Below are 23107 nucleotides of genomic sequence, written 5' to 3'. Positions count from 1 at the left end.
CCGCTTTAGATTATTTTACCGCTGTCTCCTGGAATTTAGTAAGACCTTCTTGAAGCCAGGTAAGATATTCTGACTCGTTTGGCGTGTAACCAACAGGTTCGTTAAGAAGATTTACATCATTATCCAGCAACACATAAAATGGTTGGGAATTATTTTTAAAATTAAGGGTTTGAAAAGTTGCCCATTTATCACCAATAGTTTCAATAGGTTTTATTCCTCCTTTTGGTTTTAGATAATTAAACTGCGCTGCCTCGGGGAGTTCCTTTCTATCGTCTACATACAGGGAAATAAGAATATATTCTTCATTTAAAACGTCAAAAACTTCTGGATTACTCCAAACCTGCTCCTCCATTTTCCGGCAGTTTACACAGGCCCAACCGGTAAAATCCAGGATTATAGGTTTGTTTTGCTCCCGGGCGGCTTCAAGGCCTTTATCCCAGTCTTTGTATGCTTCCAGGCCTAAAGGTGCTTCGGTACCTTTGTCGTAAATGCTATAAAATAATGGTGGAGGAAAACCACTTAATAATTTAAGGTTGGCTGCAGAAGTATTGGTTAAACCGGGAATTAAATAAAGTACAAATAAGAAAGTAAGCACGCCCACACCAAATCTAACTTTACTGATTTTCTTTTTAGGCCCATCGTGAGGAAAACGAATAAATCCGAATAAATAAGCCATAAGTCCTAAACCTACAAGAATCCATATTCCAAGGAAAATTTCACGCTTTAGAAGTCCCCAATGTTCCACAAGATCGGCGTTAGAAAGGAATTTAAAGGCCAGTCCTAATTCTATAAAACCTAAGGTTACTTTTACCGTATTTAGCCAACCGCCACTTTTTGGCAAAGAATTAAGCCAGTTAGGAAATAGAGCGAAAAGTGCAAAAGGAAGCGCCAGCGCAAGACCAAAACCACCCATTCCCATAGAAAGCTGCATCGCACCACCATCACTGGTAAGCGATCCACCAAGGAGTGAACCTAAAATAGGGCCGGTACAGGAAAAAGAAACTAAAGCTAATGTAAGTGCCATAAAAAAGATGCCTACAAAACCTCCCACGCTAGAAGCTTTATCGTCCATCTTATTACTCCAGGAACTCGGTAAGGTGATCTCATAATAACCGAAAAAAGAGAACGCGAAAATGATGAAAATGATAAAGAAAATAATATTCAGCGTAACATTTGTGGAGATATTATTGAGAATTTCAGGATTTACACTGTCCAGTAAATGAAAAGGTAAGCTGAGCAAAACATAGATAATGAATATGAAAAAACCGTATAAAATCGCGTTAACCAATCCTTTTTGTCGGTTTTTAGCGCCCTTGGTAAAAAAAGAAACCGTAAGCGGAATCATAGGAAAAACACAAGGTGTAAGCAAAGCGATTAAACCACCAATAAAACCAAGCAGAAAAATATTTAGAAAATTATTGCCCTCTTCCTCTTCAGGGGCAAATTTTTCCATTCCTGAAACATTAATGTTTAATGCTTCGGTAAGTTCTTTGTCTTTTTCAGAAATTTCCAGGTCGGTAAAACCTGCGGTTATTTCATTGTCTTCAAGAGAAATATTGAAACGTTCGGTTTCCGGAGGCAAACATTTTTCATCATCACAAACAGAGAAATAAATTTCGGCAATAATTTCAGGATCACTTTCAGGCTGTACTTTTATTTGTTGCCTAAAAACCGCTTCATCTTCAAAATAGGTGATATCGGCTTCAAAAACCTTGTCGTAAATAGGTTCTATATCTGGCTCTGTAGTTTCACCAATAAGTTCAAAATTTTCTTCAGTATTATTATAAGAGAAAGTCGTGGCGATAGGCGCAATATCAATATCGGCTTCCTTTTGCGAATATAAATGCCAGCCATCTTCAAGATTTGCAGTAAAAATAAGCGTGAAGATACTATCGTTTTCCTTTTCTACGGAAGCTTCCCAGCTTATGGGATCTGCCATTTGGGAATCTCCGCTCCCGTCGTCAAAATATTGTGCCTGTAATTGGATAAATGGAATAAAAAATAAGAGCAGACTCGCCAGATATTTCATAAACTGAAAGTGATTTTTATAATTTTTTGATCGGGTGAAGTAATTGAAAAACGCCTGTCGGCACGCTGATTAATCACCCAAACAATTTTTTCGCCAGAGCACAGCAACCAGCTGTTTTCTTTCTCGGGCAAAGATAATTTTTTGTCTTTAAAGAAGTCGCTTAACTTCTTCTTTCCTTTCATCCCAAAAGGATAAAATATATCGCCCTCCTGCCATTTTCTTACCATGAGCGGATAATCCAATTTTTCAGGATCTACATAAATACAATTTGAAGTTTTTTCTGTTATTTCTTTAACTTCTGAAAATGAAAAAGTTCCCATTGGCAACATTGCAAAATCTTCATTTTTCGCAATTTTATAAGTTTTATTTTCCGTTTTATCAATTTCGGTAAGCAGCAAATAATCCCGATCTTTTATTAACCTGTGTGATGCTGAAAAAACCATTTTTCCCGGTTGTGCATCTAATAAATTGTAAACATCGTTCCATTCGGTAAAGCCGAAAGATTTAAGCAATTGGTATAAAATGGCTGAAGTATTCGGTACTTTTTTAAGATAATTTATATCCAGGCTGTAACCGTATTTTGTTTTACCTATAATTTTTGGGTAGAGCAAACTCATATAATCCTCTACCAATTCCTCATTTTCTTTTAAATGAGATTGAGTTATTAAAAAAGTTTCTAAAAACTGCGGATTTATTTCTTCTAAAACAGGTACAAGCTCGTGCCTAATTTTATTCCGAAGGTATTTTGTAGAAGCATTCGTGCTATCTTCTCGCCAGGCAATATTATTATCTCTCGCGTAAGCTTCTATTTCTTTTCGGGAGAAATTAAGCAAAGGTCTTATTATCTTATTACTGTCAGCATTTATACCGCTTAAACCTTCCAGACCGGCACCTCGTAATAAATTAATAAAAAAAGTTTCTAAACTATCGTTCGCGTGATGAGCCGTGAGGGTATAATCAAATTGATGTTTTATTCTTAATTCTTCAAACCATTCATACCTAAGATCTCGTGCCGCCATTTGAATGGATAGGCCATTATCTTTAGCGTATTGCTCGGTATCAAAATTCTCTACAAAAAGCTTCACTTTTAACCTTTTTGCAAGGTCGGTTACAAAATCTTCATCGGCATCACTTTCTTCATCTCTAAGGTTAAAATTGCAATGTGCTAAAGCAAAATCAAGTTTAGCCGAATTACATAAATGGACCAGTACCACGCTATCTACCCCGCCGCTTACTGCAAGCAAAAGCCTGGTGTTACACAAGTACGGGAATTGAGATTTGATCTCATTTTTGAAAGCTTTTTCCATAGAAAATCAAAGATACGAAAAGCCCCTCCTAAATCCTCCCCGAAAGGGAGGACTTTAAAATACCTTTTTGGCCAAGATTATTTGAAATTCTTGAAAAATTTATTCTAAAGCATGCCGCATTGCGGCTGCCTTTAACAGGCATTCCTCATACTCTTTCTCCGGTTTAGAACCGGCAGTAATTGCGCCTCCAACCGAAAAAGACACATATTTTTTCGCCGAGTTATATAAAATACTGCGTATAACCACGTTAAAATCGAAATCGCCGTTTGGAGTAAAATAACCCACGGCACCACTGTAGAGTCCGCGTTTTGTTTCTTCCAGCTCTTCAATAATTTTCATTGCTGAAATCTTTGGCGCCCCCGTCATACTTCCCATAGGAAATGTTGCTCGTAAAGCTTCTACCGGCGGAATGCCGTCATCAAGTTCCGCAGAAACTGTAGAAATCATTTGATGCACTTGTTTAAAGGAATAAACCTTGCAAAGTTCATCTACATTTACACTGGCTATTTTCGCAATTTTAGAGAGGTCATTTCGCACCAGGTCTACGATCATCACATTTTCAGATTGCTCCTTCGGGTCTTTGGAAAGCTCCTCGGCAATTTTGATATCTTCTTCTGAATTCTGCGAGCGCCTGGCTGTGCCCTTTATAGGTTGGGAAATTAATTTTGATCCTGATTTCTTTAAATAGCGCTCTGGCGAAGCCGAAAGCAAATAATGTTCTTCCAGTTTGAGAAAAGTCGCAAATGGCGGGCCCGAGAGATCATTAAGGTCCTGAAAAACTTTAAAAGGCTCAATCTCTCTATTTTCAGCAAAAAATTCCTGGCAAAAATTTGCTTCATAAATATCGCCGCGCTGGATATAAGCGAGCATTTTTTCGACTTTTTGAAGATATTCTTCTTTAGAGATTCTAGCCTGTATTTTTGATTCCGGGTTTTCGGTTTCCGGTTTTCCGGTTTCAATCTGGTTTATTGATAGATTTGAAATCTCGGTAAAATCTTCTTCAATTTCATCGTCCAGCATATTTAAATAATGCATTTCCAACTGGTCTCCTTTCAGCAAGAATAGTTTTTGAGGCTGAAAAAAATAGAGATCCGGGAAATCCAATCCGTCGTGGTTTTTAGAAGAAAGTCTTTCCACGTCATTTTTAAGATCGTAAGACAGGTAACCGAAAATCCAATCTTTAGTGGTTTGCTGGTATTCCTGAAGTGTGGCAAAAGCCTGGTGGTAATCGGTTTTTATTGCGGTAAATGCGCCCACAGCCAGCAAAGCATCAAATTCGCCATGCTCCTGATGGTAATTATTGCTGTCCAGCCAGGCAATTTCTTCAAACTGCTTACTCCATTGCAAGAGTTGCTGTTTGAATTTTAACGGCTTTTCTAAAGTATAAGTTAGTTTAGTACGCACCTGGCTTCAATTTTGGGCGCAAAGGTAAGAACAATTTAACGTAGCACATATTTAAAATCTTTTGTGATTTTGCCAAAAATTTAATTGAAAACAAAGCCTTATTAAAGCAGAAAAAAATTAACTAAAAATACTTTTGAAATCGCAGGAAAAAAGTTTAATATTAAGACAAGTCCTCCCAAGCGCAAAATTCAATATAAAGATCCAATATTTTCAATGTTTACAGATTCAGAAAAACTTACTTTAGCCGATATAGAAAACCTTGATTTCACTACTGTTATTTGGGTTGTGGCCCCACTTATGTTCTTTTTTGTTTTACTTGAATTCCTTATTGGTAGAAAAAAGTACAAAAATCTTTATTCGGGGAAAGATTTCCTGGCTTCTACAGCCATTGGGATTGGTAATTTAATCCTGAACGGGTTTATGAAAATAGGAGTCTTTATGGTGTTCCTTTTCTTTTTTAATCTGGCGCCGTTTAAAATTCCACATACCTGGTGGTCTTATGTATTATGTTTAATATTATTGGATTTTAGCAGGTATTGGGCACATAGATTTGCTCACGAACAACGTTTTTGGTGGTCTACACACGTGGTTCATCATTCTTCTGAACATTATAATTTATCAACTTCTTTTAGATTATCCTGGACGCAGAATTTAAAGATCATTTTCTTTTTACCGGTAGTATTGTTAGGCTTTCATCCCTTGGTGTTCTTTATTGTGCATCAACTGGAAGTACTTTATCAATTCTGGATTCATACCGAATTAATAAAAAAATTACCCCGGCCAATCGAGTATATCTTTACTACGCCCTCGCACCACCGGGTACACCATTCGGTAAATGAAAGATATCTGGATAAAAATTATGGTTCTACTTTTATATTCTGGGATCGTATTTTCGGAACTTTCCAGGAAGAAGATGAAAAACCCCGTTATGGTATTACCAAACCGGTAAACTCCTACAATCCTTTTTTCCTCGTTTTCCACGAATGGATTGAGGTTGGCAAGGATATCTGGAAGGCTAAATCACTAAAAGAAGCCTGGCTTATATTATTCGGAAGCCCGGTAGACAAACACAAGGAAGATATGGGACTTACAGGGAAATCTGAAACTGAATTGTCCAGTATTGGCAAGGCCAACGAAGAATTCAATATAAAAAAAGCGAGATAATTTTATTCTTCCAGTTGATGAGAAAAAGTGATTAACACATCTTCTATTCCCATATCCAGTACTTCATTTAGCACCTTCCCGTCTTTAAAATTATCATTAAAGGAAGGTAAACTGAAGCTTTCTATCACCTCGCCGCCAAATCTTGGTAAAATCCCCTTAGTATATTCTAAAGCTGATGCGGCTCCACGTTTGCCGGGAGAAGTACTGATCAATAAAATCTTTTTTCCCTCAAGGAAATTACGGTCTAATCGGGAAAGCCAATCGATTATATTTTTAAAGTAAGCTGAAACATTGCCATTATGCTCATTCACCGCAATTACCAATGCGTCGTGGTCCTTAATAATATTATTAATTATGGTGGCGCCTATAGGCATACCCTTCTCCATTTCCCTATCGACGCTATAAATTGGTAATTCATACTGGGTAAAATCCTGAACTTTCACCTCGTGCCCCTGTATGCGATTAGCTACATGTGTTAATAACTGAAAATTAATGGAAGTACTACTATTGGAACCGGTAAAGGCAAGAATCTTTTTCATCTAAATGATTTTTATCAAAAATACCGAAATAAATGAAATGATTCCTTATTGATAGAATTGAAAAACTTGTGAGCTTTCATTTTATTCTAAGTTTGTAATTCCTCGTCACTCTGAACTAGGTTCAGAGCCTGCTCCGATTTCTATCGGAGGTCTTAGTTGAGTTTTACATTTATTCATCTTAGATGCTGAAACAAGTTCAGCAAGACGGTTTTTGAAAATAAAATAATTCAGAACTTTTATAGATTATTTCCCGTCCTGCCACGGGATTAGTTCAACTAACTAATTTAAAATTGCCAGGAGCAATTTTAAATTAGAGTTTCACTAACTTTGCCGGTTCATAAAAACTTCATTTAGTGACTTTTCAGGATTTAAATATTACCACTCCCCTGCGCAATGCGCTGGAAGATATTGGCATTAACACGCCTACACCTATTCAAGAGGAATCTTTTTCTACAATTATGTCTGGGAAAGATATGGTGGGCATCGCGCAAACCGGTACCGGGAAAACCTTTGCCTATATGCTTCCAATATTACGAATGCTTAAATATTCGGAACAAAAAAATCCGCGGGTACTGGTTTTGGTGCCTACGCGCGAACTTGTGGTGCAGGTAGTTGAAGAAATTGAAAAACTAACCGCTTATATGAATGTTCGTATCACCGGTATTTATGGTGGTGTAAATATGAACACGCAGCATCAATCGCTTTTACAGGGCCAGGATATTGTGGTAGCCACACCGGGAAGATTGTACGATCTTGTACTTAGACGCGCGCTTCAGTTAAAATCTATTCAAAAATTAGTGATAGATGAAGTAGATGTGATGTTAGACCTGGGTTTTAAATTTCAGATCAATAATATCTTTGAATTGCTTCCGCAGAACCGACAAAACATTATGTTTTCAGCAACAATTACTGAAAATGTTGAAAATCTAATCGAGGCTAATTTTAAAAGTCCGCAAACTATTTCTGTCGCTGCCAGTGGAACGCCCCTTGATAATATTAAACAAACCGGTTATAAAATCCCGAACTTCTATACTAAAGTAAATTTACTAAAACATCTTTTAGCCGATAAAGAAACCTACTCCAAGGTCTTGATCTTTGTGGCTTATAAAAGAATGGCCGACCGACTTTACCCGGAATTAGAACAGTATTTCCATGATGAATGCACGGTTATTCATTCCAATAAAACCCAAAATTATCGTTTGCGTAGTATCAAACAATTTGGCAGCGGATTTTGCCGAATTTTAGTTGCAACCGATGTTATGGCTCGTGGACTTGATATTGAATCGGTAAGCCACGTGATCAATTTTGATACGCCAAAATATCCTGAAAATTATATGCACCGAATTGGCCGTACCGGAAGGGCCGAAAAGGAAGGGAATTCGATATTAATGACTACGGAAGCTGAATTGGAATCACTTGAAAAAATTGAAGCTCTGATGAAAATGGAAGTTCCGCAGGAAGAATTACCTGCGGAAATTGAAATTTCTTCAGAATTAATTCCGGAAGAGCAACCTAAGGTTTTTGAAATTAATAACCCGGGGAAAAATAAGGACGAAAACGCTCCCGGCCCTGCTTTTCACGAGAAGAAAGAAAAAAACAGGAAAGAGAATCTTGGCGGATCTTACCGAAGAGAAATTGCCAAAAAGTATAAAAAGCCAAAAACTCGCGGGGATAAAAATGCGAACAGGAGAAAGAAAAAATAATTGTTGAAATGCACGAGTTACAGAACGAGTTCTTAAGTATTAACGTAAATTCCATTGGCGCAGAAATATCCAGCCTTAAAAACCTGGAAACCGGAATAGAACATTTATGGCAGGGAAATCCTGAATTTTGGGCAAGCCAGGCGCCTAATTTGTTTCCAGTAATTGGTGTCTTAAAAAACGGGGAATATATTTTTGACGGAAAAACTTATAAAATGCCTAAACACGGGTTTATTAGGTATAATGAAGAAATTAAATTCAAGGAAAAAACTTCAAATTCTTTAGCATTTCAACTGGAATATTCAGAAAAAACTTTAGAAATTTATCCATTTAAATTTAGGTTTGAAATCTCATTTATTCTGGATGAAAAAAGCCTGAAAATTAAACATCAAGTTTTCAATTTAGACGAAAAACCCCTTTATTTTTCACTGGGCGGGCATCCTGCGTTTAATACTCCTATTAGTAAAAATGAAGTTTACGAAGATTATTACCTGGAATTTGATCAAAAAATGGACTTACGAACCCATGTTTTAAGCAAAAATGGACTGGTAAGTTATAACACCGAGGGAATATTAGACAACGAAGATAAAATTAGACTACATAAAGAGCTTTTTGCCAAAGACGCACTGATTTTCAAAAATATTAGGTCTAAAAAAGTTGCATTAAAAAGTAAAAATTCTGGTGCAATTTTATCAGTAGAATATTCAGATTTTAAAAACCTGGGAATTTGGGCTAAACCGGGCGCACCCTATGTTTGCATTGAACCCTGGCTAGGAATTGCCGATATTGAGGGCACCGATCAAAACCTAAAAACCAAAGAAGGGATTGAAATTCTAGAAGCCAATAAAACTTTTGAAGCGTCCTATACGGTTAATATTCCTTAGCTTTTTTTTGCTGATGCATTTTTAAAAATTTTTTAACTTAACATACTGATTTTTAATCTCATTTTAGCATAAACTTCTGGGCATGAGTAAAAATGAGAAAAGAAAAAAGTACACTAAAAAAAGGTATGTCTTACCAGTTCTTATCGTCGTGCTATTGATTATTGGTAGGATTGCACTTCCCTATATTTTAGAAAATTATGTTACTAAAACCCTCAATAATATTCCGGGCTATGAAGGTAGTGTTTCAGATGTTGATCTTTCTCTTTGGCGTGGCGCTTACCAAATTGAAGGTTAATCTTAATGGAAGAAAACTCCCAGGGAGAAAAACCGCTGTTAGACTTTCCTTATAGTGATATTTCAATAGATTGGCGCTCTTTGTTTAAAGGCAAAATTGTGAGTGAAATTGAGATGCAAGATCCTAATTTCAACTACATTTTTGAAAACCAGGAAAAGAAAGATGAAGCAGATGTTGAAGACTGGACTAAAGCTCTCACCAATTTAGTACCTATAGATATAAACCATTTTGTAGTACATAACGGAACTGCGAATTTTGTAGAAGTATCTACAGAGCCTCAAATTAGTTTGTTTTTAGAAAAAATTAGTTTAAAAGCACATAATCTTAGCAATGTTGTAGACAGGGAAAAAGAACTTCCTTCCCATTTATGGGCCAATGCTGTTTCTATGGGCGGTGGCGATGTAGGAATTCATGGAAATCTAAATTTACTAAAACAAATTCCCGATATGGATATGGAATTTAGTCTAAAAAAAGCTGAGGCTACATCGTTAAACGAAATTACCCGCCGCTACGCGGGAGTGGATTTTGAAAGTGGAACCTTTGAATTATACAGTGAACTTGCTATAGCCAATGGATTTCTGAAAGGTTATATAAAACCCATGTTGATTAACACTAAGCTTATTGAAAAAGATGATGATGGCGGAATTTTCAAGAAGTTATGGGAAGGTTTTGTCGGTTTTTTAAAGTTCGCTCTCAAAAACCAGGGCACTGATACTTTGGCCACCCGTGTTCCTTTAGAAGGAGACCTAAATAATGTTGAATCTGGCGTTTGGACAACAGTCTTAAATATCTTTAAGAATGCCTGGATTGAAGCTTTCAAAGGATCTATAGACGCCGATATTAAGTTTGAAGATGCAAAACAGGAAAGTGCAAAAGAATAACTCTTAATCGTTTTCCTGAAAAAATGAAATGCAAGACCTGCTCCATTGAATAATCTGGGCAGGTCTTATAAAATTTTGAACTAAATATAAAGTATTCTAAGGCCTCTACAATTTATCTTTATTTGCCGTTTTCTCTTTCTGGGTTTGATCCATAAACTCGCGCTCTTCACGGGCATTAGCTTTCCCAATTTTTGTAGAATCTTCTTTATTCGGTTGCTTCTTGGATTTGCTTTTATCCCTATCGCGTTCTTTTTGCTTAAGATCACGGAATTCTTCCTGCTCCCGGTTTTTATCCTCCTTTTTTAAAGACTCCCAGTTCTCCTCCATTTTTTTAATATCTTCCTTCTTAGCCATTACAGTTTAATTTATTGGTTTTTGTAGATAAAAGATACAAATGGAATTTCATCAAACTCAGCTTACTGGCAGTTTTAACAAGAATTTATTTTTTAGGATAAATCCTTCAATTTTGTGGCATCAATATCCTGGTGAGAAGCATGGTGCACTACTTCTTCATTTTGCAGAATAATTAACTGCGGACTTTCGTGTCTCACACTCAACTCATCGGCCACCGCGTTAGAAACGTCACGATGCTTTCTTAGATCCAGAAAATAAAGTTTCGTATTTTCATTTTCTTCATATTCCCTTTCAAAATTCCTCAACACCATTTTACTAATTCCACAACTGGTGGAATGCTTAAAAATTCCTATCGTTCTTTCTTTAGATTCTTCCTTCGCAATGGTAATTTGGTCTTTATCGGTTAAATCTGTCCAGGGAAATTCAGCTTTTTCTTTCGCTTCATCCCCATCACTTTTAAAAATTTTATCTAGTAATCCCATAGTTATTTCTTTCGTATAAAATTAATTCTTAATAAATTTAATCTCCTTCTCAAATCAAAATTATTTTCAAAACTTTAACCCAAGTGTCAATTTGGCGTTAATTTCTGAATAATAACAGCCATTTTGTCTTAATTTTTTAATGGTATATCAATTGCTCTATTCATTCAAAAAATAAACGACTATGAATTTTAATAATTTTACCATAAAATCCCAGGAGGCCATCCAGCAGGCACAACAACTTGCTCAGGAGTTAGGCCATCAGCAAATTGAAAATGAACACATTTTTAAAGCAATAAGTATTGTAGACGAAAATGTAGCGCCTTTTCTATTGAAAAAATTAAACATAAACGTCAACCTCTTCAACGAAATTTTAGATAAAACCTTACAGAGTTTTCCCAAAGTAAGCGGAGGCGATATTATTCTCTCACGCGAAGCAGGAAAAGCAGTTAACGAAGCTTCTACAATCGCTAAGAAGATGAATGACGAATATGTTTCTATTGAGCATCTTATTCTCGCAATTTTTAAATCTTCCAGTAAAGTAGCCCAGATCTTAAAAGACCAGGGCGCGACTGAGAAATCTTTAAAAGCAGCAATAGAAGAATTACGAAAAGGTGATCGTGTAACTTCACAAAGCGCAGAAGAAACCTATAATTCTTTAGATAAATACGCCAATAATTTAAACCGAATGGCCGAAGAAGGAAAACTGGATCCTGTAATTGGCCGTGACGAAGAAATTCGTAGAATTTTGCAAATCCTTTCCCGAAGAACTAAAAACAACCCAATGCTGGTTGGAGAGCCGGGAACCGGTAAAACGGCAATTGCCGAAGGTTTGGCACATAGAATTATTGCCGGCGATGTTCCAGATAACCTCAAAAATAAGGTGATTTATAACCTGGATATGGGAGCGCTTATAGCCGGGGCAAAATATAAAGGAGAGTTTGAAGAACGCCTTAAAGCAGTTATTAAAGAAGTAACTTCCAGTGATGGGAATATCGTGCTTTTTATAGATGAAATTCATACGCTTGTGGGTGCCGGTGGCGGCCAGGGCGCTATGGATGCCGCGAATATTTTAAAACCTGCTTTGGCTCGTGGAGAATTGCGTGCTATTGGTGCCACTACTTTAGATGAGTATCAAAAATATTTTGAAAAAGACAAAGCCCTGGAAAGAAGGTTTCAGAAAGTTATTGTAAATGAACCAGATACTGAAAGTGCAATTTCTATTTTACGCGGAATTAAAGAAAAATATGAAACTCACCACAAGGTTAGAATAAAAGACGAAGCAATTATTGCCGCGGTAGAATTATCTCAGCGTTATATTACCAACCGCTTCTTGCCCGATAAAGCCATTGATTTAATGGATGAAGCGGCATCAAAACTACGGATGGAGATTAATTCTAAACCCGAAGAACTCGATGTTCTGGATAGAAGAATTATGCAGCTGGAGATTGAAATTGAAGCAATAAAACGCGAAAAAGATGAAAATAAGCTAAAAATACTACGGGCTGAACTGGCAAACCTAAAAGAAGAGCGAAACGAGTTGCACGCGCGCTGGCAGAATGAAAAGGGCGTGGTAGATAATATTCAGAATTTAAAATCTGATATTGAAAACTTTAAAGTTGAAGCAGAACGTGCAGAGCGTGAAGGCGATTACGGGAAAGTAGCCGAAATTCGCTACGGAAAGATCAAAGAAGCCCAGGAGAAGCTGGAAGAATTGCAAAAAACCGTAACCGAGAATCAGAATGAAAAATCACTTATCCAGGAAGAAGTAACCAACGAAGATATTGCTGAAGTTGTGGCAAAATGGACCGGAATCCCGGTGACTAAAATGTTGCAAAGCGATCGTGAAAAGTTATTAAAACTTGAAGACGAATTACATAAACGTGTGGTTGGACAGGAAGAAGCCATAATTGCTGTAAGTGATGCGGTACGAAGAAGCCGGGCTGGTTTACAGGATCAAAAACGGCCAATTGGTTCTTTCTTGTTTCTTGGAACCACGGGAGTTGGAAAAACCGAGCTGGCTAAAGCGCTTGCAGAATACTTATTCGATGATGAATCTGCAATGACACGTATTGATATGAGTGAATACCAGGAAAGGCATTCTGTGAGTCGTTTGGTAGGAGCGCCTCCAGGGTATGTAGGTTATGACGAAGGTGGCCAGCTTACCGAGGCAGTGCGAAGAAAACCTTATTCCGTGGTGCTTTTAGATGAAATTGAAAAAGCCCACCCAGATACTTTCAATATCTTATTGCAAGTGCTGGATGAAGGAAGGCTAACCGATAATAAAGGACGCCTGGCCGATTTTAAAAACACCATTATTATTATGACTTCCAATATGGGAAGCCATATTATTCAGGATAAATATGAAAATATGAAAGACCTGGATACCGCAATGGAATCTGCAAAAACTGAAGTTCTGGCGTTATTGAAGCAAAACGTAAGACCAGAATTTATAAATAGGATAGACGATATTATAATGTTTAGTCCTTTAACGCAAAAAGATATCAGGAAAATTGTTTCACTTCAGCTTAAAGAGGTGAAGAAAATGCTTGAAAAACAGCACATTGTTCTTGATGCTACAGATGAAGCAATTAGTTTCCTTGCCAGTCGCGGTTTTGATCCACAGTTTGGCGCAAGGCCGGTAAAAAGAGTAGTTCAGCGGGAAGTTTTAAATAAGCTATCTAAAGAAATTCTCGCGGGAAATATTAAAACCGACAGTATTATTCTAATAGATGAGTTTAACGAGGAGTTGGTATTTAGAAATGAAACCAACCCGGTAGAAACCGAATAATTTTAGATGAAAATCAAAAAAAAAGGCTGGATAAAAATTTATCCAGCCTTTTCTCTTTTTCATAGTTGCAAATTACATACTATCAATTTCTCTTTTTAATTCTTCCTTAGTCTTACCAGTTTTTTCCTGTAAACGACCAAGCATTTCATCGAATTTTCCTTCAGAATAAGTGGTATCATCATCGGTCACATCACCATACTTTTGCTTAAACTGACCTCTAACTTGTTTCCACTTTCCTTCTAACTGATCATTATTCATAATATATGGTTTTAGGTGTTAATAATAATTTCAATTTACAATATGAAGCCAGCTTAAACTCTCAATAAACTCCCATATTTCTCTTAAGGATTTGTTATTTTTGAAGCTAAAATACCTTGATGAAAAGACTCCTTTTACTCCTGGTGGCTGTAAGCTTTTTTGGCTGCGCTACAACAAAAAATATTGACAATTCAAATATTAAATTGCGCTATTTAGACGATGTGGTACTCCCGCAAAATCTTGAAGTTGAAGGCACCATAGTGGGCGGACTTTCAGGTATAGATTTTCACAATGGCAGTTATTACCTTGTTTGCGACCAGGCTTCCAATCCGCGAGTTTATAAAGCTGAAATTCCCTTGTTGAACCGATCTATAGACACAGTTTTAATTACTGAAGTTATTAAATTGAATAGAAACCATGAGTTTTACAAACAACACACGCCCGATCTAGAAGGGTTTAGATTTGATGCTGAAAAAAATGAATTAGTATTATCAGCCGAAGGTTCTATTCAAAATGGGAAAGATCCCTCCGTTTTTCATATTTCTACCAAGGGAGAATTTTTATCAGCTTACGAAATTCCGGAATATTTTAAAGCTTCGGGAGAACAAAAACCCAGAAATAATGGAGTTTTTGAAGGTTTAGCCGAAAGTTTTGATAAAAAAGCTTATTGGGTAGCAATGGAACTTCCACTGGAAAAAGATGGTCCTAAACCTAAAATCTATGCTACAAACTCGCCGGTAAGAATTACCAAATACAATAAAAATACGCAAAAGCCAGAACGACAATTCGCATATAAATTAGACGGAATTTCAAAGTTTCCAATTAACTGGTTTGCTGTAAATGGGGTTACCGAAATTTTGGAATATGCTGAAGATAAATTTCTTGTTCTGGAACGCGCTTATTCTGCCGGGTATGGCTCTAACGGGAATACGGTCAAGATTTTTGATGTAGATGCTTCAGAAGCTACCAATACTTTAGCACTGGAAAATCTTCGTAAATCTAATTACCAGTATGCTGAAAAAAGACTGGTTTTCGATTTTAAATCGGTTAAAAATTTCCTCACCGAGGAAACTATAGATAATATTGAAGGAATGACCTTTGGCCCCGATTTACTAAACGGAAAAAAATCTTTGTTGCTGGTTTCAGACGATAATTTTAGTAGCTTTAGTGATCAAATTACGCAGTTTATTCTTTTAGAACTGGAAATAAAATAAATATGAAACCATATCTTTTAGTTTTGAGTCTTATTTTTTTAACCTCCTGCAATTTTGAAGATAAAGAACCAGAGGAAATTATGGAAGCTGCCAAAGATCCTTCAGAAGCAATTACCACCTATTATTTTATTCGGCATGCTGAAAAGGATACCACAGATGCTCAAAACGAAGACCCCGAATTAACCGAAACAGGTGAAAAAAGAACCCAGGATTGGGTAAAAACCTTTAAAGATATAGATTTTGATCTTATATATAGTTCAGAATACAAAAGAACCTTAAATACCGCCCGGCCTATAGCTGAAGCTAAAAACAAAGAGGTTAAGTTCTACAATACAGAAAAATTAAACGATAAAGATTTTCAGAAAAACACAAAAAATAAAACAGTTTTGGTAGTTGGGCATAGCAACCTAAACCCCGAATGGGTAAATTACATCTTAGGAAGAAAAAAATACCAGGATATTGATGAAAAAGTTTACGGTAGTTTATTTATAGTAACCGTACATCCAGACGATTCAAGAACTTCACAAGTTTTATATGTGAATTAAAAAATGTAGTTTAAAAACTAAAAGCTTTCAAACTACATTTTTATATAATTATTACGAAAAATTATCCGTTTAGAATATTAATCGCTTTGGCGTTTACAAATTCTTTAAGTCCGAAGCCACCGTGTTCACGGCCGTAACCTGAATTTTTCACTCCGCCAAAAGGCATATTTGGTTGTGCAAGCCCGAATGAATTAATAAATACCATCCCGGTATCAAAGTGCTTACTGGCCAATTCTACGGCCTTATCTACATCTTCAGAGAAAATTCCCCCTCCAAGTCCAAAACGGCTATCATTAGCAATTCGCATTGCATCTTCATCATCTTTAGCTTTTATCAACGAAGCCACGGGTCCAAAAAGTTCATCGTCGTAAGCAGGTTGGCCCGGCTTTACGTTTGCCAAAACGGTAGCAGGATAATAAAAGCCATCACCATCGGGAATTTTACCGCCGCACAGTACTGCCGCTCCTTTCTTCACACTGTCTTCAACCTGTTCGTGCAATTCTTCGCGAAGATCTTCTCGTGCCATTGGCCCAAGGTCGCTCTCATCACTGGTTGGATCTCCAGCTTTTAAATTCTTCATCTTTTCTACAAAAGCTTCTTTAAATTCATCGTAGACTTTCTCGGTAACCACAAATCTTTTGGCAGCCACACAGGTTTCGCCATTATTATAAACTCTACCTTTTACGCACCATTCCACAGCTTTCTTAATATCGGCATCTTCAAGTACTAAATAAGCATCATTAGAACCGAGTTCCAAAACAGTTTTCTTAAGGTTAGCGCCTGCTTTTTCACCAATTATTTTCCCGGCTCCCGGGCTTCCGGTTAAGGTTACACCCCTCACAAGATCGTGTTCAATTATAGAATCTGACTGGTCGTGGTCTATTAAAAGCACTTTAAAAAGGTCTTTGGGCAAACCGGCTTCTTTAAATATTTTTTCGAGAAGTAATCCTGAACCGGTCACACTTTCAGCGTGTTTCAGTAAAACTCCATTTCCAGCCATAAGGTTGGCAATTGTATATCTAATTACCTGGTAAGCGGGGAAATTCCAGGGTTGGATTCCGTAGATTACTCCAATAGGTGAGTAAGTGATTATTCCGCGACCGCCATCTGGCAACTCACGTTCTTCATCTTTTAAATTTTCGGGACCATTGGCTGCTGTCCATTCACAAATTCCTGCACAAAGATCAATTTCCTGTTCTCCTTGCTTGAGTAATTTACCCATTTCGGCAGTCATTAATTTTACCAATTCGGCTTTGTATTCGGTTAGCTTCTCCCCTATTGCTTTAATTACCTCAGCTCTTTGTTTTGGAGATTTTTCACGCCATTTTAAAAATGCCTGGTGACATTCTTCCACGGCATCTTTTGCTTCCTGGTCTGTAAAATATTCGTAAGTGTCTAATTCTTTACCCGTGGCCGGGTTAATGGTTTTCAATGTTTTCTCTTTCATAACTATTTTTTTGGAAATTTAAAGTTATGAACTGAGGCAAAGAATGTGAACTAAGGCGTTGTTAAAGCTTTTAAAACAACACGTTAATTAGGAAGAATTAACAGGTGTGCGTAAGAATATTCTTCAGAATTTAATTCAAAAGATTGACTTCTATATTTCTGTTTTCAATTTTGGAGAGTAATTCCAGTTGCCGGGCTTCGTAAAGATCATCTAGTTCATTTAGAGGAGTATCCAAATCATCGGTTTTGTAATTCTCATAATCTACAAACCGAATGCCCTCTATAGTTCTGGGGTTGTAAGCCTTTCTAAATCGCAACCCGCCCTCATTAACTTCAAAACTATATGCAAGATAATCTATGTGGTAATTTTGGGTATTAATCCAATACATATAAACATCTTCGTGATCTGTACCACCACCTTCTGCATTAAAAGTAACCTTTATTTCATAATATTCTTTATCGTTAATGGTGTCTTTTCCTATTAATTCTTTATTTACTGCGGCATCATTTAAACCAAAAGGCAGCTGCACAAAATAATGAACCGAATTCACTGAATTTGCATAAACGTTTTTCATAGAATCTGAAAGTTGTACTGCGGTATCTTTGTAATAACGGGTAAAACCTTCATTCTTTACTACGTCCCGGTATTGGGTGCCGGTAGAATCGGCCAGGATGCGCTCTAATTCAAATTTCCCACCTTTTCTACTACTGCTATAGGAACCTTTTCTAAAATCGAAACTTATTTCGGCCTTTTTATAATTTTCTCCGCCTGCATTTTCAATGGCTTTATCTATAATTTGCTGCGCAGTTTCTTCATTAGAATTACATGCAAAAGTGAGTGCTATAATAAGTGCTCCTAAAAAGTATTTTTTCATCTTAAAAATTATAAAGATTACAGGCTGTTGAGATAACAAAATGGTTTGCAAAGGTAAATAAAATGATGAATTGACGGGTAACATTAGTCACACATAGCAGTTGTGATTTTCCTTATTTCATTTTCATTTTACTATTTTGCGGCTTCAAACTAAATACACCTATGAAAAAACAAATTTTACTTTTAGCATTTTTAAGCTTTGGATTATTCACAGCCTGTGACACAGATGATGATTCACCAAATGAAACACCGCAAATTAATGAAGAATTACTGGGCATCTGGTATATAGACGCTCTAATTGTTGAAGGTGAAGAAACACCTTATAACGACCACGAAGATTGCGGTAAGGATTATGTTGAATTCAACGAAGACGGAACTTACAGACAGATTGATATATGGGGTTGTGAAGAAGACGTTGATGAGGAAGGAACATACACCGCGACTGGTAACACCATTAGTCTTACCGTTTCTGGAAATGATGTGGTTGTTATGGATATTGTTACCCTAAATTCTGAAACGCTCCTCGTAGAAGGAATGGATGATGTTGATGATGACGGGGAAGAAGAAGTGGTACAACAGAGGTTTACAAGGGAATAACGGCTAATCCAACGGAAATTCGATATAAAGTGTTACGAATTCTGTAAATACAGGTAATGTTTCTGTAAAGCTTCCTATTTTTGTTTCTTATGAAGAAGACCAGCAATACCATAAATATAAAAAATCGAAAGGCTCGGTTTGAATATGAAATCCTCGATAAATATGTGGCCGGGATAAAACTGGCCGGTACCGAGATAAAAGCCATTAGGCAGGGAAAAGCTTCTATAGCCGAAAGTTTTTGTGAATTTCAGAATCACGAATTATTCGTGATTAATATGCACGTTGAAGAATATTCTCACGCCACTCATTTTAACCATAATCCAAAAAGTGAGCGGAAACTCCTTTTGCAGCGCCGCGAATTACGAAAACTAGAAAAAGAAGTAAAGAATTCCGGACTTACCATTATTCCGCTGCGAGTTTTTATAAACGACCGCGGACTCGCGAAAATGCAAATAGCGCTTGCAAAAGGTAAAAAACTCTACGATAAAAGAGAGACTATTAAAGACCGCGAAAGCAAACGAAAATTAGACAGGATTAAGAAAGAATACAAATAAATCCTGGATGCAGCCGGCAAAACAGATTCTACCGCTAATCGTTTTTTCCCAGTTTTGCTGCACCTCGCTTTGGTTTGCCGGTAATGCGGTGATGCCTGAGCTTTACCTCAATTTTAATTTACAAGACGAAGCTTTAGGACATTTAACCTCTGCGGTACAATTCGGTTTTATTCTGGGCACGCTCTTCTTTGCTTTTCTTAGCCTTGCCGACCGGTTTCCACCTTCAAAACTCTTCTTTATCTCTGCGGTTTTTGGAGCAATTTTTAACCTAGGAATTGTTCTCGAAAACAACAATTTAAACTCCTTACTTCTACTGCGTTTTCTCACAGGATTTTCCCTGGCTGGAATTTATCCTGTAGGAATGAAGATCGCTGCAGATTATTATGACAAGGGCCTCGGGAAATCGCTCGGTTATTTGGTTGGAGCCCTGGTTTTAGGTACTGCTTTTCCGCATTTTTTAAAGACTTTCACCGGTACCGAAAACCTACCCTGGCGTTATGTTATTATTGCCACTTCCGGTTTCGCATTTCTGGGCGGATTTTTAATTTTTCTATTTGTTCCCAACGGTCCATTTAGAAAAGCAAAGGGCAAGTTTAAAGTTGATGCTGTTTTTAGCGTTTTTAAGAATAAAAATCTGCTTAGCGCTGCTTTTGGTTATTTCGGGCATATGTGGGAGCTCTATACTTTTTGGGCTTTTGTTCCAATTATTTTAGCGACTTATAAAATTTCGTTTCCCGAAAGTAATTTTGATATTCCGTTTTGGTCATTTATAATTATTGGAATTGGCGGACTTTCCTGTGTTTTGGGTGGTTATATTTCAGAAATTGCCGGGATAAAACGAACCGCTGCGACCGCTTTACTCCTATCGGGTTTATGTTGTATAATTTTTCCTTTCATTTTTCTACAGCCTTCAGCAACAATACTCATCTCATTTTTATGCTTTTGGGGAATTATGGTAGTCGCCGATTCACCTCTATTCTCAACATTGGTAGCTAGAAACGCCCCACCGGAAATTAAAGGCACAGCCCTTACCATTGTAAATTCCATAGGTTTTGCCATTACTATTGTGAGTATCCAGTTAATTACTTATTTGAATCAATTGGAACCGGTGTATAGTTTAAGTTTGCTTGCTATAGGACCTGCCCTGGGTTTGTGGGGATTATTTCAGAAAAAAGTACAGCTTTAGCAAACAGATAAATAGACTAAGCATAATTATTTTGCCTAATTTGGCCACTTCTTAAATTCATCATCATGCATCAAAAAATCATCATCATTTTTCTTATTCTTTCATCAATTAACTTAACTGCCCAAATTACCGGCAAGGTTACCGATACGGAAAACGAAACGCTCCCCTATGTCAATATTTATACTGAAGATGGGAGATTTGGAACTACGACTAATGAAAATGGCGTTTATGAACTAAAAATAAATAGGCCGGGAGATTACAATTTAGTCTTTCAGTTTTTGGGTTATCAAACTCAGAAAAAAACTATTTCAATTGAAGAATTTCCCCACGAATTAGATATAAGCTTAATACCCGAAACTACCAGTCTGGATGAAGTAAATATTTCTTCAGGTGAAAATCCCGCAAACGCGATAATCAGAAAAGCGATAGATTTCAGAAAACGAAACGCCGAAAAACTTGAAGCTTATACCGCCGATTATTATTCCCGCGGATTATGGCGAATTAAAAATGCCCCGGAAAAAATACTGGGACAGGAAGTTGGCGATCTTGGCGGCGGACTCGACTCTACCCGAAGCGGTATCGTTTATTTAAGTGAAACAATTTCTGAAATTTCATACAAACGTCCCGATGATTTTAAGGAAAAGATTATTGCTTCTAAAGTGAGTGGCGACGATAATGGTTTCAGTTTAAACTCGGCGCAGGAATCTTATTTTTCATTTTATGAAAATACCATTGAGATTAATAGTGAAATGGTTTCTCCAATCGCAGAATATGCTTTTAACTATTACGATTATAAGTTAGATGGAATTTTTTATGATGAAAATGGGAACCTCATCAACAAGATAAAAGTAAGTCCGAAGCGTGAAAAAGACCGTGTTTTTTCAGGCCATATTTATATTGTTGAAGAGCTTTGGCAAATTTTTGGTGTAGAATTGCAAACCACCGGTCAGGCCATACAGGTGCCTCCCATTGAGACTTTAGATTTTAAACAGAACTACCGCTTTTCTAAAGAAAATGGGTTTTATGTTCAAATTTCACAAACGGTAGATTTTGAATTTGCCATGTTTGGAATTTCAGGAGATGGAAGATTTACAGCGGTTTACAGCGATTATAATTTTGACCCAGAATTCAATAAAAAAGATTTTGGCAGAGAGATAATGTCTTTTGCCGAAGCTGCCAATAAAAAAGATTCGGCTTACTGGGAAAAATTGCGACCGGTGCCTTTAACAGATGAAGAAATTAACGATTATGTAAAGAAAGACAGCATTCAAACACTTAGAAATTCTATGCCCTATTTAGATTCTATAGATAACGTGCGAAATAAATTCAATTTAACCGATCCTGTTTTCGGTTATTCCTGGCAAAATTCCCACAAAGACAGGTATTTTAATATAAGTTCCCCGCTTATGGGTACACACTTTAATACCGTGCAGGGCTGGAATACTTCTACCACCATTTCTTACCGCCAAAATGATAATGAAAATGAGAATTCCGGGGAATTCTGGCGTTTGTACTCTACACTTAATTATGGATTCAGTGATGACCGCTTTAGGATAAAAGGTGGGTTTCAGAAACAATTTAATAATTCCAGCAGGCCAGTTTTAAGTATTTCCGGCGGAATTGAAACCGCACAAATTAATGACAGAACTCCAATTTCTGAACGATTAAACGATATTACCACTATCTTTTTTGAAAGAAATTACCTGAAGCTTTACGAACGTTCCTTTGCTGAAATTGCTTATCAGCAGGAAATAATGAACGGGCTCTATTTTTTTGGAGACTTTAGTTATGAAAGCAGGAACCCATTAATCAACACTACCGATCAGGTAATCATTGATAATGACGATGTGCAATACACTTCAAACAATCCTCTGCAACCCGATAATTTGGGTTCGGTGCCATTTAGAGAACACGATATTTTTAAACTAAACCTTAATACCCGAATTAGGTTTGGACAAAAATATATGAGTTATCCAAGTGGGAAATTTAATATTAACAACGAGAAATATCCTACACTGTATTTAGGCTATGAAAAAGGTTTTGGTGCAAGTATAGAAGAATATAATTTCGATCAATTTAAAGCTTCGGTTACACAAACATTTAAACTGGGCAATAAAGGTGAATTTGGTTATAACTTAAATGGGGGAACGTTTTTAAATGCTGAAGATATGGCGTTTGTAGATTACCGCCATTTTATTGGCAATCAAACGCGGGTAAACAATGGATTCATCAATTTATCAAGGTTTAATCTTTTACCCTATTATGCGATGAGTACTAATAATACCTATGCTGAAGCTCACGCCGAACACGATTTTAAAGGCTGGATTTTAGGGAAAATTCCCTTTTTAAATCAGTTGAATTATAATTTAGTTGTTGGGGCGCACGCACTTTATACAGAAGACCAAAAACCTTATTCTGAATATTCTGTAGGTATAGATAATCTCGGTTTTGGAAAATACAGACTGCTAAGATTAGATTACGTGATCTCCAATATGGATGGCCAACGGGAAGGCGCTTTTATTTTTGGACTGAAGTTTTTGGGGGTATTGGACTAATTTTCTTAAAATTAAAGCCTTAATTTTTTGTTAAAAAAAGATGTATAGATA

21 protein-coding genes are annotated in these 23107 nt (G+C 36.8%); 12 read left to right on the top strand and 9 right to left on the bottom strand.

The annotated features are described in order from the left end of the window. Window positions 1–10 precede the first annotated feature (10 nt). The 3 genes from AO058_RS09850 to pabB form a co-directional block, all read right to left on the bottom strand. Window positions 11–2029 (bottom strand): protein-disulfide reductase DsbD family protein, encoded by a 2019-nt coding sequence (locus tag AO058_RS09850; protein ID WP_075326291.1) that lies wholly within the window; start codon window positions 2027–2029, stop codon window positions 11–13. After that, window positions 2026–3336: a tRNA lysidine(34) synthetase TilS gene (gene tilS, locus AO058_RS09845; RefSeq protein ID WP_075326290.1), complete on the bottom strand. Its 1311-nt coding sequence runs from the start codon at window positions 3334–3336 to the stop codon at window positions 2026–2028. Before tilS ends, AO058_RS09850 begins: the two co-directional genes overlap by 4 nt. Before the next feature lie 99 nt (window positions 3337–3435). After that, on the bottom strand, window positions 3436–4740 hold the full coding sequence (gene pabB / locus AO058_RS09840; RefSeq protein WP_075326289.1) for an aminodeoxychorismate synthase component I: 1305 nt from the start codon (window positions 4738–4740) through the stop codon (window positions 3436–3438). 213 nt (window positions 4741–4953) lie between these two features. On the opposite strand from pabB, the gene AO058_RS09835 reads away from it, so the two are divergent. Further along, window positions 4954–5904, top strand: a complete 951-nt coding sequence (locus AO058_RS09835) for a sterol desaturase family protein (RefSeq protein WP_075326288.1) — start codon at window positions 4954–4956, stop codon at window positions 5902–5904. A gap of 2 nt (window positions 5905–5906) precedes the next feature. Here the strand turns inward: AO058_RS09835 and AO058_RS09830 are convergent, their stop codons facing one another. Then, window positions 5907–6443, bottom strand: a complete 537-nt coding sequence (locus tag AO058_RS09830) for an NADPH-dependent FMN reductase (protein ID WP_075326287.1) — start codon at window positions 6441–6443, stop codon at window positions 5907–5909. A gap of 353 nt (window positions 6444–6796) precedes the next feature. On the opposite strand from AO058_RS09830, the gene AO058_RS09825 reads away from it, so the two are divergent. The 4 genes from AO058_RS09825 (at window position 6797) to AO058_RS09815 (ending at window position 10203) form a co-directional block, all read left to right on the top strand. Next, window positions 6797–8146, top strand: a complete 1350-nt coding sequence (locus tag AO058_RS09825) for a DEAD/DEAH box helicase (protein ID WP_075326286.1) — start codon at window positions 6797–6799, stop codon at window positions 8144–8146. 8 nt (window positions 8147–8154) lie between these two features. After that, window positions 8155–9027 (top strand): aldose 1-epimerase family protein, encoded by an 873-nt coding sequence (locus AO058_RS09820; protein WP_075326285.1) that lies wholly within the window; start codon window positions 8155–8157, stop codon window positions 9025–9027. An 82-nt stretch (window positions 9028–9109) separates the two neighbouring features. Continuing rightward, a complete protein-coding gene (locus AO058_RS18675) occupies window positions 9110–9322 on the top strand; it encodes a hypothetical protein (protein ID WP_232228819.1) in 213 nt (70 codons plus the stop codon). 5 nt (window positions 9323–9327) lie between these two features. Continuing rightward, window positions 9328–10203 carry a DUF748 domain-containing protein gene (locus AO058_RS09815; protein ID WP_232228818.1) on the top strand — a complete coding sequence of 292 codons (876 nt, stop codon included), beginning with the start codon at window positions 9328–9330 and terminating at the stop codon, window positions 10201–10203. Window positions 10204–10308: 105 nt separating this feature from the next. Here the strand turns inward: AO058_RS09815 and AO058_RS09810 are convergent, their stop codons facing one another. Both AO058_RS09810 and ytxJ read right to left on the bottom strand, forming a co-directional pair. Then, the gene (locus tag AO058_RS09810; protein ID WP_075326284.1) at window positions 10309–10557 is read right to left on the bottom strand and encodes a hypothetical protein; all 249 of its coding nucleotides are present in this window, start codon (window positions 10555–10557) and stop codon (window positions 10309–10311) included. Between the two features lie 92 nt (window positions 10558–10649). Further along, window positions 10650–11039, bottom strand: coding sequence for a bacillithiol system redox-active protein YtxJ (ytxJ, locus tag AO058_RS09805; RefSeq protein WP_075326283.1), 390 nt, complete (start codon window positions 11037–11039; stop codon window positions 10650–10652). A gap of 181 nt (window positions 11040–11220) precedes the next feature. Here ytxJ and clpB point away from each other — a divergent pair, with 181 nt between their 5' ends. After that, window positions 11221–13827, top strand: a complete 2607-nt coding sequence (gene clpB / locus AO058_RS09800) for an ATP-dependent chaperone ClpB (protein WP_075326282.1) — start codon at window positions 11221–11223, stop codon at window positions 13825–13827. Between the two features lie 72 nt (window positions 13828–13899). Here the strand turns inward: clpB and AO058_RS09795 are convergent, their stop codons facing one another. Beyond that, window positions 13900–14085, bottom strand: coding sequence for a CsbD family protein (locus tag AO058_RS09795; protein WP_075326281.1), 186 nt, complete (start codon window positions 14083–14085; stop codon window positions 13900–13902). Window positions 14086–14204: 119 nt separating this feature from the next. On the opposite strand from AO058_RS09795, the gene AO058_RS09790 reads away from it, so the two are divergent. Continuing rightward, on the top strand, window positions 14205–15299 hold the full coding sequence (locus AO058_RS09790; protein WP_075326280.1) for an esterase-like activity of phytase family protein: 1095 nt from the start codon (window positions 14205–14207) through the stop codon (window positions 15297–15299). A gap of 2 nt (window positions 15300–15301) precedes the next feature. After that, complete coding sequence (locus AO058_RS09785; protein ID WP_075326279.1) at window positions 15302–15844, top strand: SixA phosphatase family protein; 543 nt, start codon at window positions 15302–15304, stop codon at window positions 15842–15844. Window positions 15845–15905: 61 nt separating this feature from the next. Here AO058_RS09785 and AO058_RS09780 read toward each other — a convergent pair whose 3' ends face one another. Further along, window positions 15906–17291, bottom strand: a complete 1386-nt coding sequence (locus AO058_RS09780) for an NAD-dependent succinate-semialdehyde dehydrogenase (protein ID WP_075326278.1) — start codon at window positions 17289–17291, stop codon at window positions 15906–15908. 130 nt (window positions 17292–17421) lie between these two features. Further along, entirely contained in the window at window positions 17422–18165 is a 744-nt protein-coding gene (locus tag AO058_RS09775; protein ID WP_075326277.1) for a DUF6503 family protein, read from the bottom strand. A gap of 161 nt (window positions 18166–18326) precedes the next feature. Between AO058_RS09775 and AO058_RS09770 the strand changes: the two genes are divergently transcribed. The 4 genes from AO058_RS09770 (at window position 18327) to AO058_RS09755 (ending at window position 23056) form a co-directional block, all read left to right on the top strand. Then, window positions 18327–18761 carry a lipocalin family protein gene (locus AO058_RS09770; protein WP_075326276.1) on the top strand — a complete coding sequence of 145 codons (435 nt, stop codon included), beginning with the start codon at window positions 18327–18329 and terminating at the stop codon, window positions 18759–18761. A gap of 89 nt (window positions 18762–18850) precedes the next feature. After that, window positions 18851–19315: an SsrA-binding protein SmpB gene (smpB, locus tag AO058_RS09765; RefSeq protein WP_075326275.1), complete on the top strand. Its 465-nt coding sequence runs from the start codon at window positions 18851–18853 to the stop codon at window positions 19313–19315. Between the two features lie 7 nt (window positions 19316–19322). Beyond that, the gene (locus tag AO058_RS09760) at window positions 19323–20501 is read left to right on the top strand and encodes an MFS transporter (RefSeq protein ID WP_075326274.1); all 1179 of its coding nucleotides are present in this window, start codon (window positions 19323–19325) and stop codon (window positions 20499–20501) included. A 65-nt stretch (window positions 20502–20566) separates the two neighbouring features. Next, on the top strand, window positions 20567–23056 hold the full coding sequence (locus AO058_RS09755) for a DUF5686 and carboxypeptidase regulatory-like domain-containing protein (protein ID WP_075326273.1): 2490 nt from the start codon (window positions 20567–20569) through the stop codon (window positions 23054–23056). Window positions 23057–23107: the final 51 nt, after the last annotated feature.

The organism is Salegentibacter sp. T436 (genome assembly GCF_001932675.1).
Taxonomy (GTDB): domain Bacteria; phylum Bacteroidota; class Bacteroidia; order Flavobacteriales; family Flavobacteriaceae; genus Salegentibacter; species Salegentibacter agarivorans.
This window is presented reverse-complemented; position numbering and strand designations above follow the sequence as displayed.

Bases quoted from the DNA above. Each gene is read 5' to 3' on its own strand.
- smpB (WP_075326275.1), top strand. From the start codon at position 18,851: ATGAAGAAGACCAGCAATACCATAAATATAAAAAATCGAAAGGCTCGG.
- AO058_RS09770 (WP_075326276.1), top strand. From the start codon at position 18,327: ATGAAAAAACAAATTTTACTTTTAGCATTTTTAAGCTTTGGATTATTC.
- AO058_RS09775 (WP_075326277.1), bottom strand. From the start codon at position 18,165: ATGAAAAAATACTTTTTAGGAGCACTTATTATAGCACTCACTTTTGCA.
- AO058_RS09785 (WP_075326279.1), top strand. From the start codon at position 15,302: ATGAAACCATATCTTTTAGTTTTGAGTCTTATTTTTTTAACCTCCTGC.
- clpB (WP_075326282.1), top strand. From the start codon at position 11,221: ATGAATTTTAATAATTTTACCATAAAATCCCAGGAGGCCATCCAGCAG.
- AO058_RS18675 (WP_232228819.1), top strand. From the start codon at position 9,110: ATGAGTAAAAATGAGAAAAGAAAAAAGTACACTAAAAAAAGGTATGTC.
- AO058_RS09810 (WP_075326284.1), bottom strand. From the start codon at position 10,557: ATGGCTAAGAAGGAAGATATTAAAAAAATGGAGGAGAACTGGGAGTCT.
- AO058_RS09760 (WP_075326274.1), top strand. From the start codon at position 19,323: ATGCAGCCGGCAAAACAGATTCTACCGCTAATCGTTTTTTCCCAGTTT.
- AO058_RS09795 (WP_075326281.1), bottom strand. From the start codon at position 14,085: ATGAATAATGATCAGTTAGAAGGAAAGTGGAAACAAGTTAGAGGTCAG.
- AO058_RS09830 (WP_075326287.1), bottom strand. From the start codon at position 6,443: ATGAAAAAGATTCTTGCCTTTACCGGTTCCAATAGTAGTACTTCCATT.
- AO058_RS09780 (WP_075326278.1), bottom strand. From the start codon at position 17,291: ATGAAAGAGAAAACATTGAAAACCATTAACCCGGCCACGGGTAAAGAA.
- AO058_RS09790 (WP_075326280.1), top strand. From the start codon at position 14,205: ATGAAAAGACTCCTTTTACTCCTGGTGGCTGTAAGCTTTTTTGGCTGC.
- ytxJ (WP_075326283.1), bottom strand. From the start codon at position 11,039: ATGGGATTACTAGATAAAATTTTTAAAAGTGATGGGGATGAAGCGAAA.
- AO058_RS09755 (WP_075326273.1), top strand. From the start codon at position 20,567: ATGCATCAAAAAATCATCATCATTTTTCTTATTCTTTCATCAATTAAC.
- AO058_RS09815 (WP_232228818.1), top strand. From the start codon at position 9,328: ATGGAAGAAAACTCCCAGGGAGAAAAACCGCTGTTAGACTTTCCTTAT.
- AO058_RS09835 (WP_075326288.1), top strand. From the start codon at position 4,954: ATGTTTACAGATTCAGAAAAACTTACTTTAGCCGATATAGAAAACCTT.
- tilS (WP_075326290.1), bottom strand. From the start codon at position 3,336: ATGGAAAAAGCTTTCAAAAATGAGATCAAATCTCAATTCCCGTACTTG.
- AO058_RS09850 (WP_075326291.1), bottom strand. From the start codon at position 2,029: ATGAAATATCTGGCGAGTCTGCTCTTATTTTTTATTCCATTTATCCAA.
- AO058_RS09820 (WP_075326285.1), top strand. From the start codon at position 8,155: ATGCACGAGTTACAGAACGAGTTCTTAAGTATTAACGTAAATTCCATT.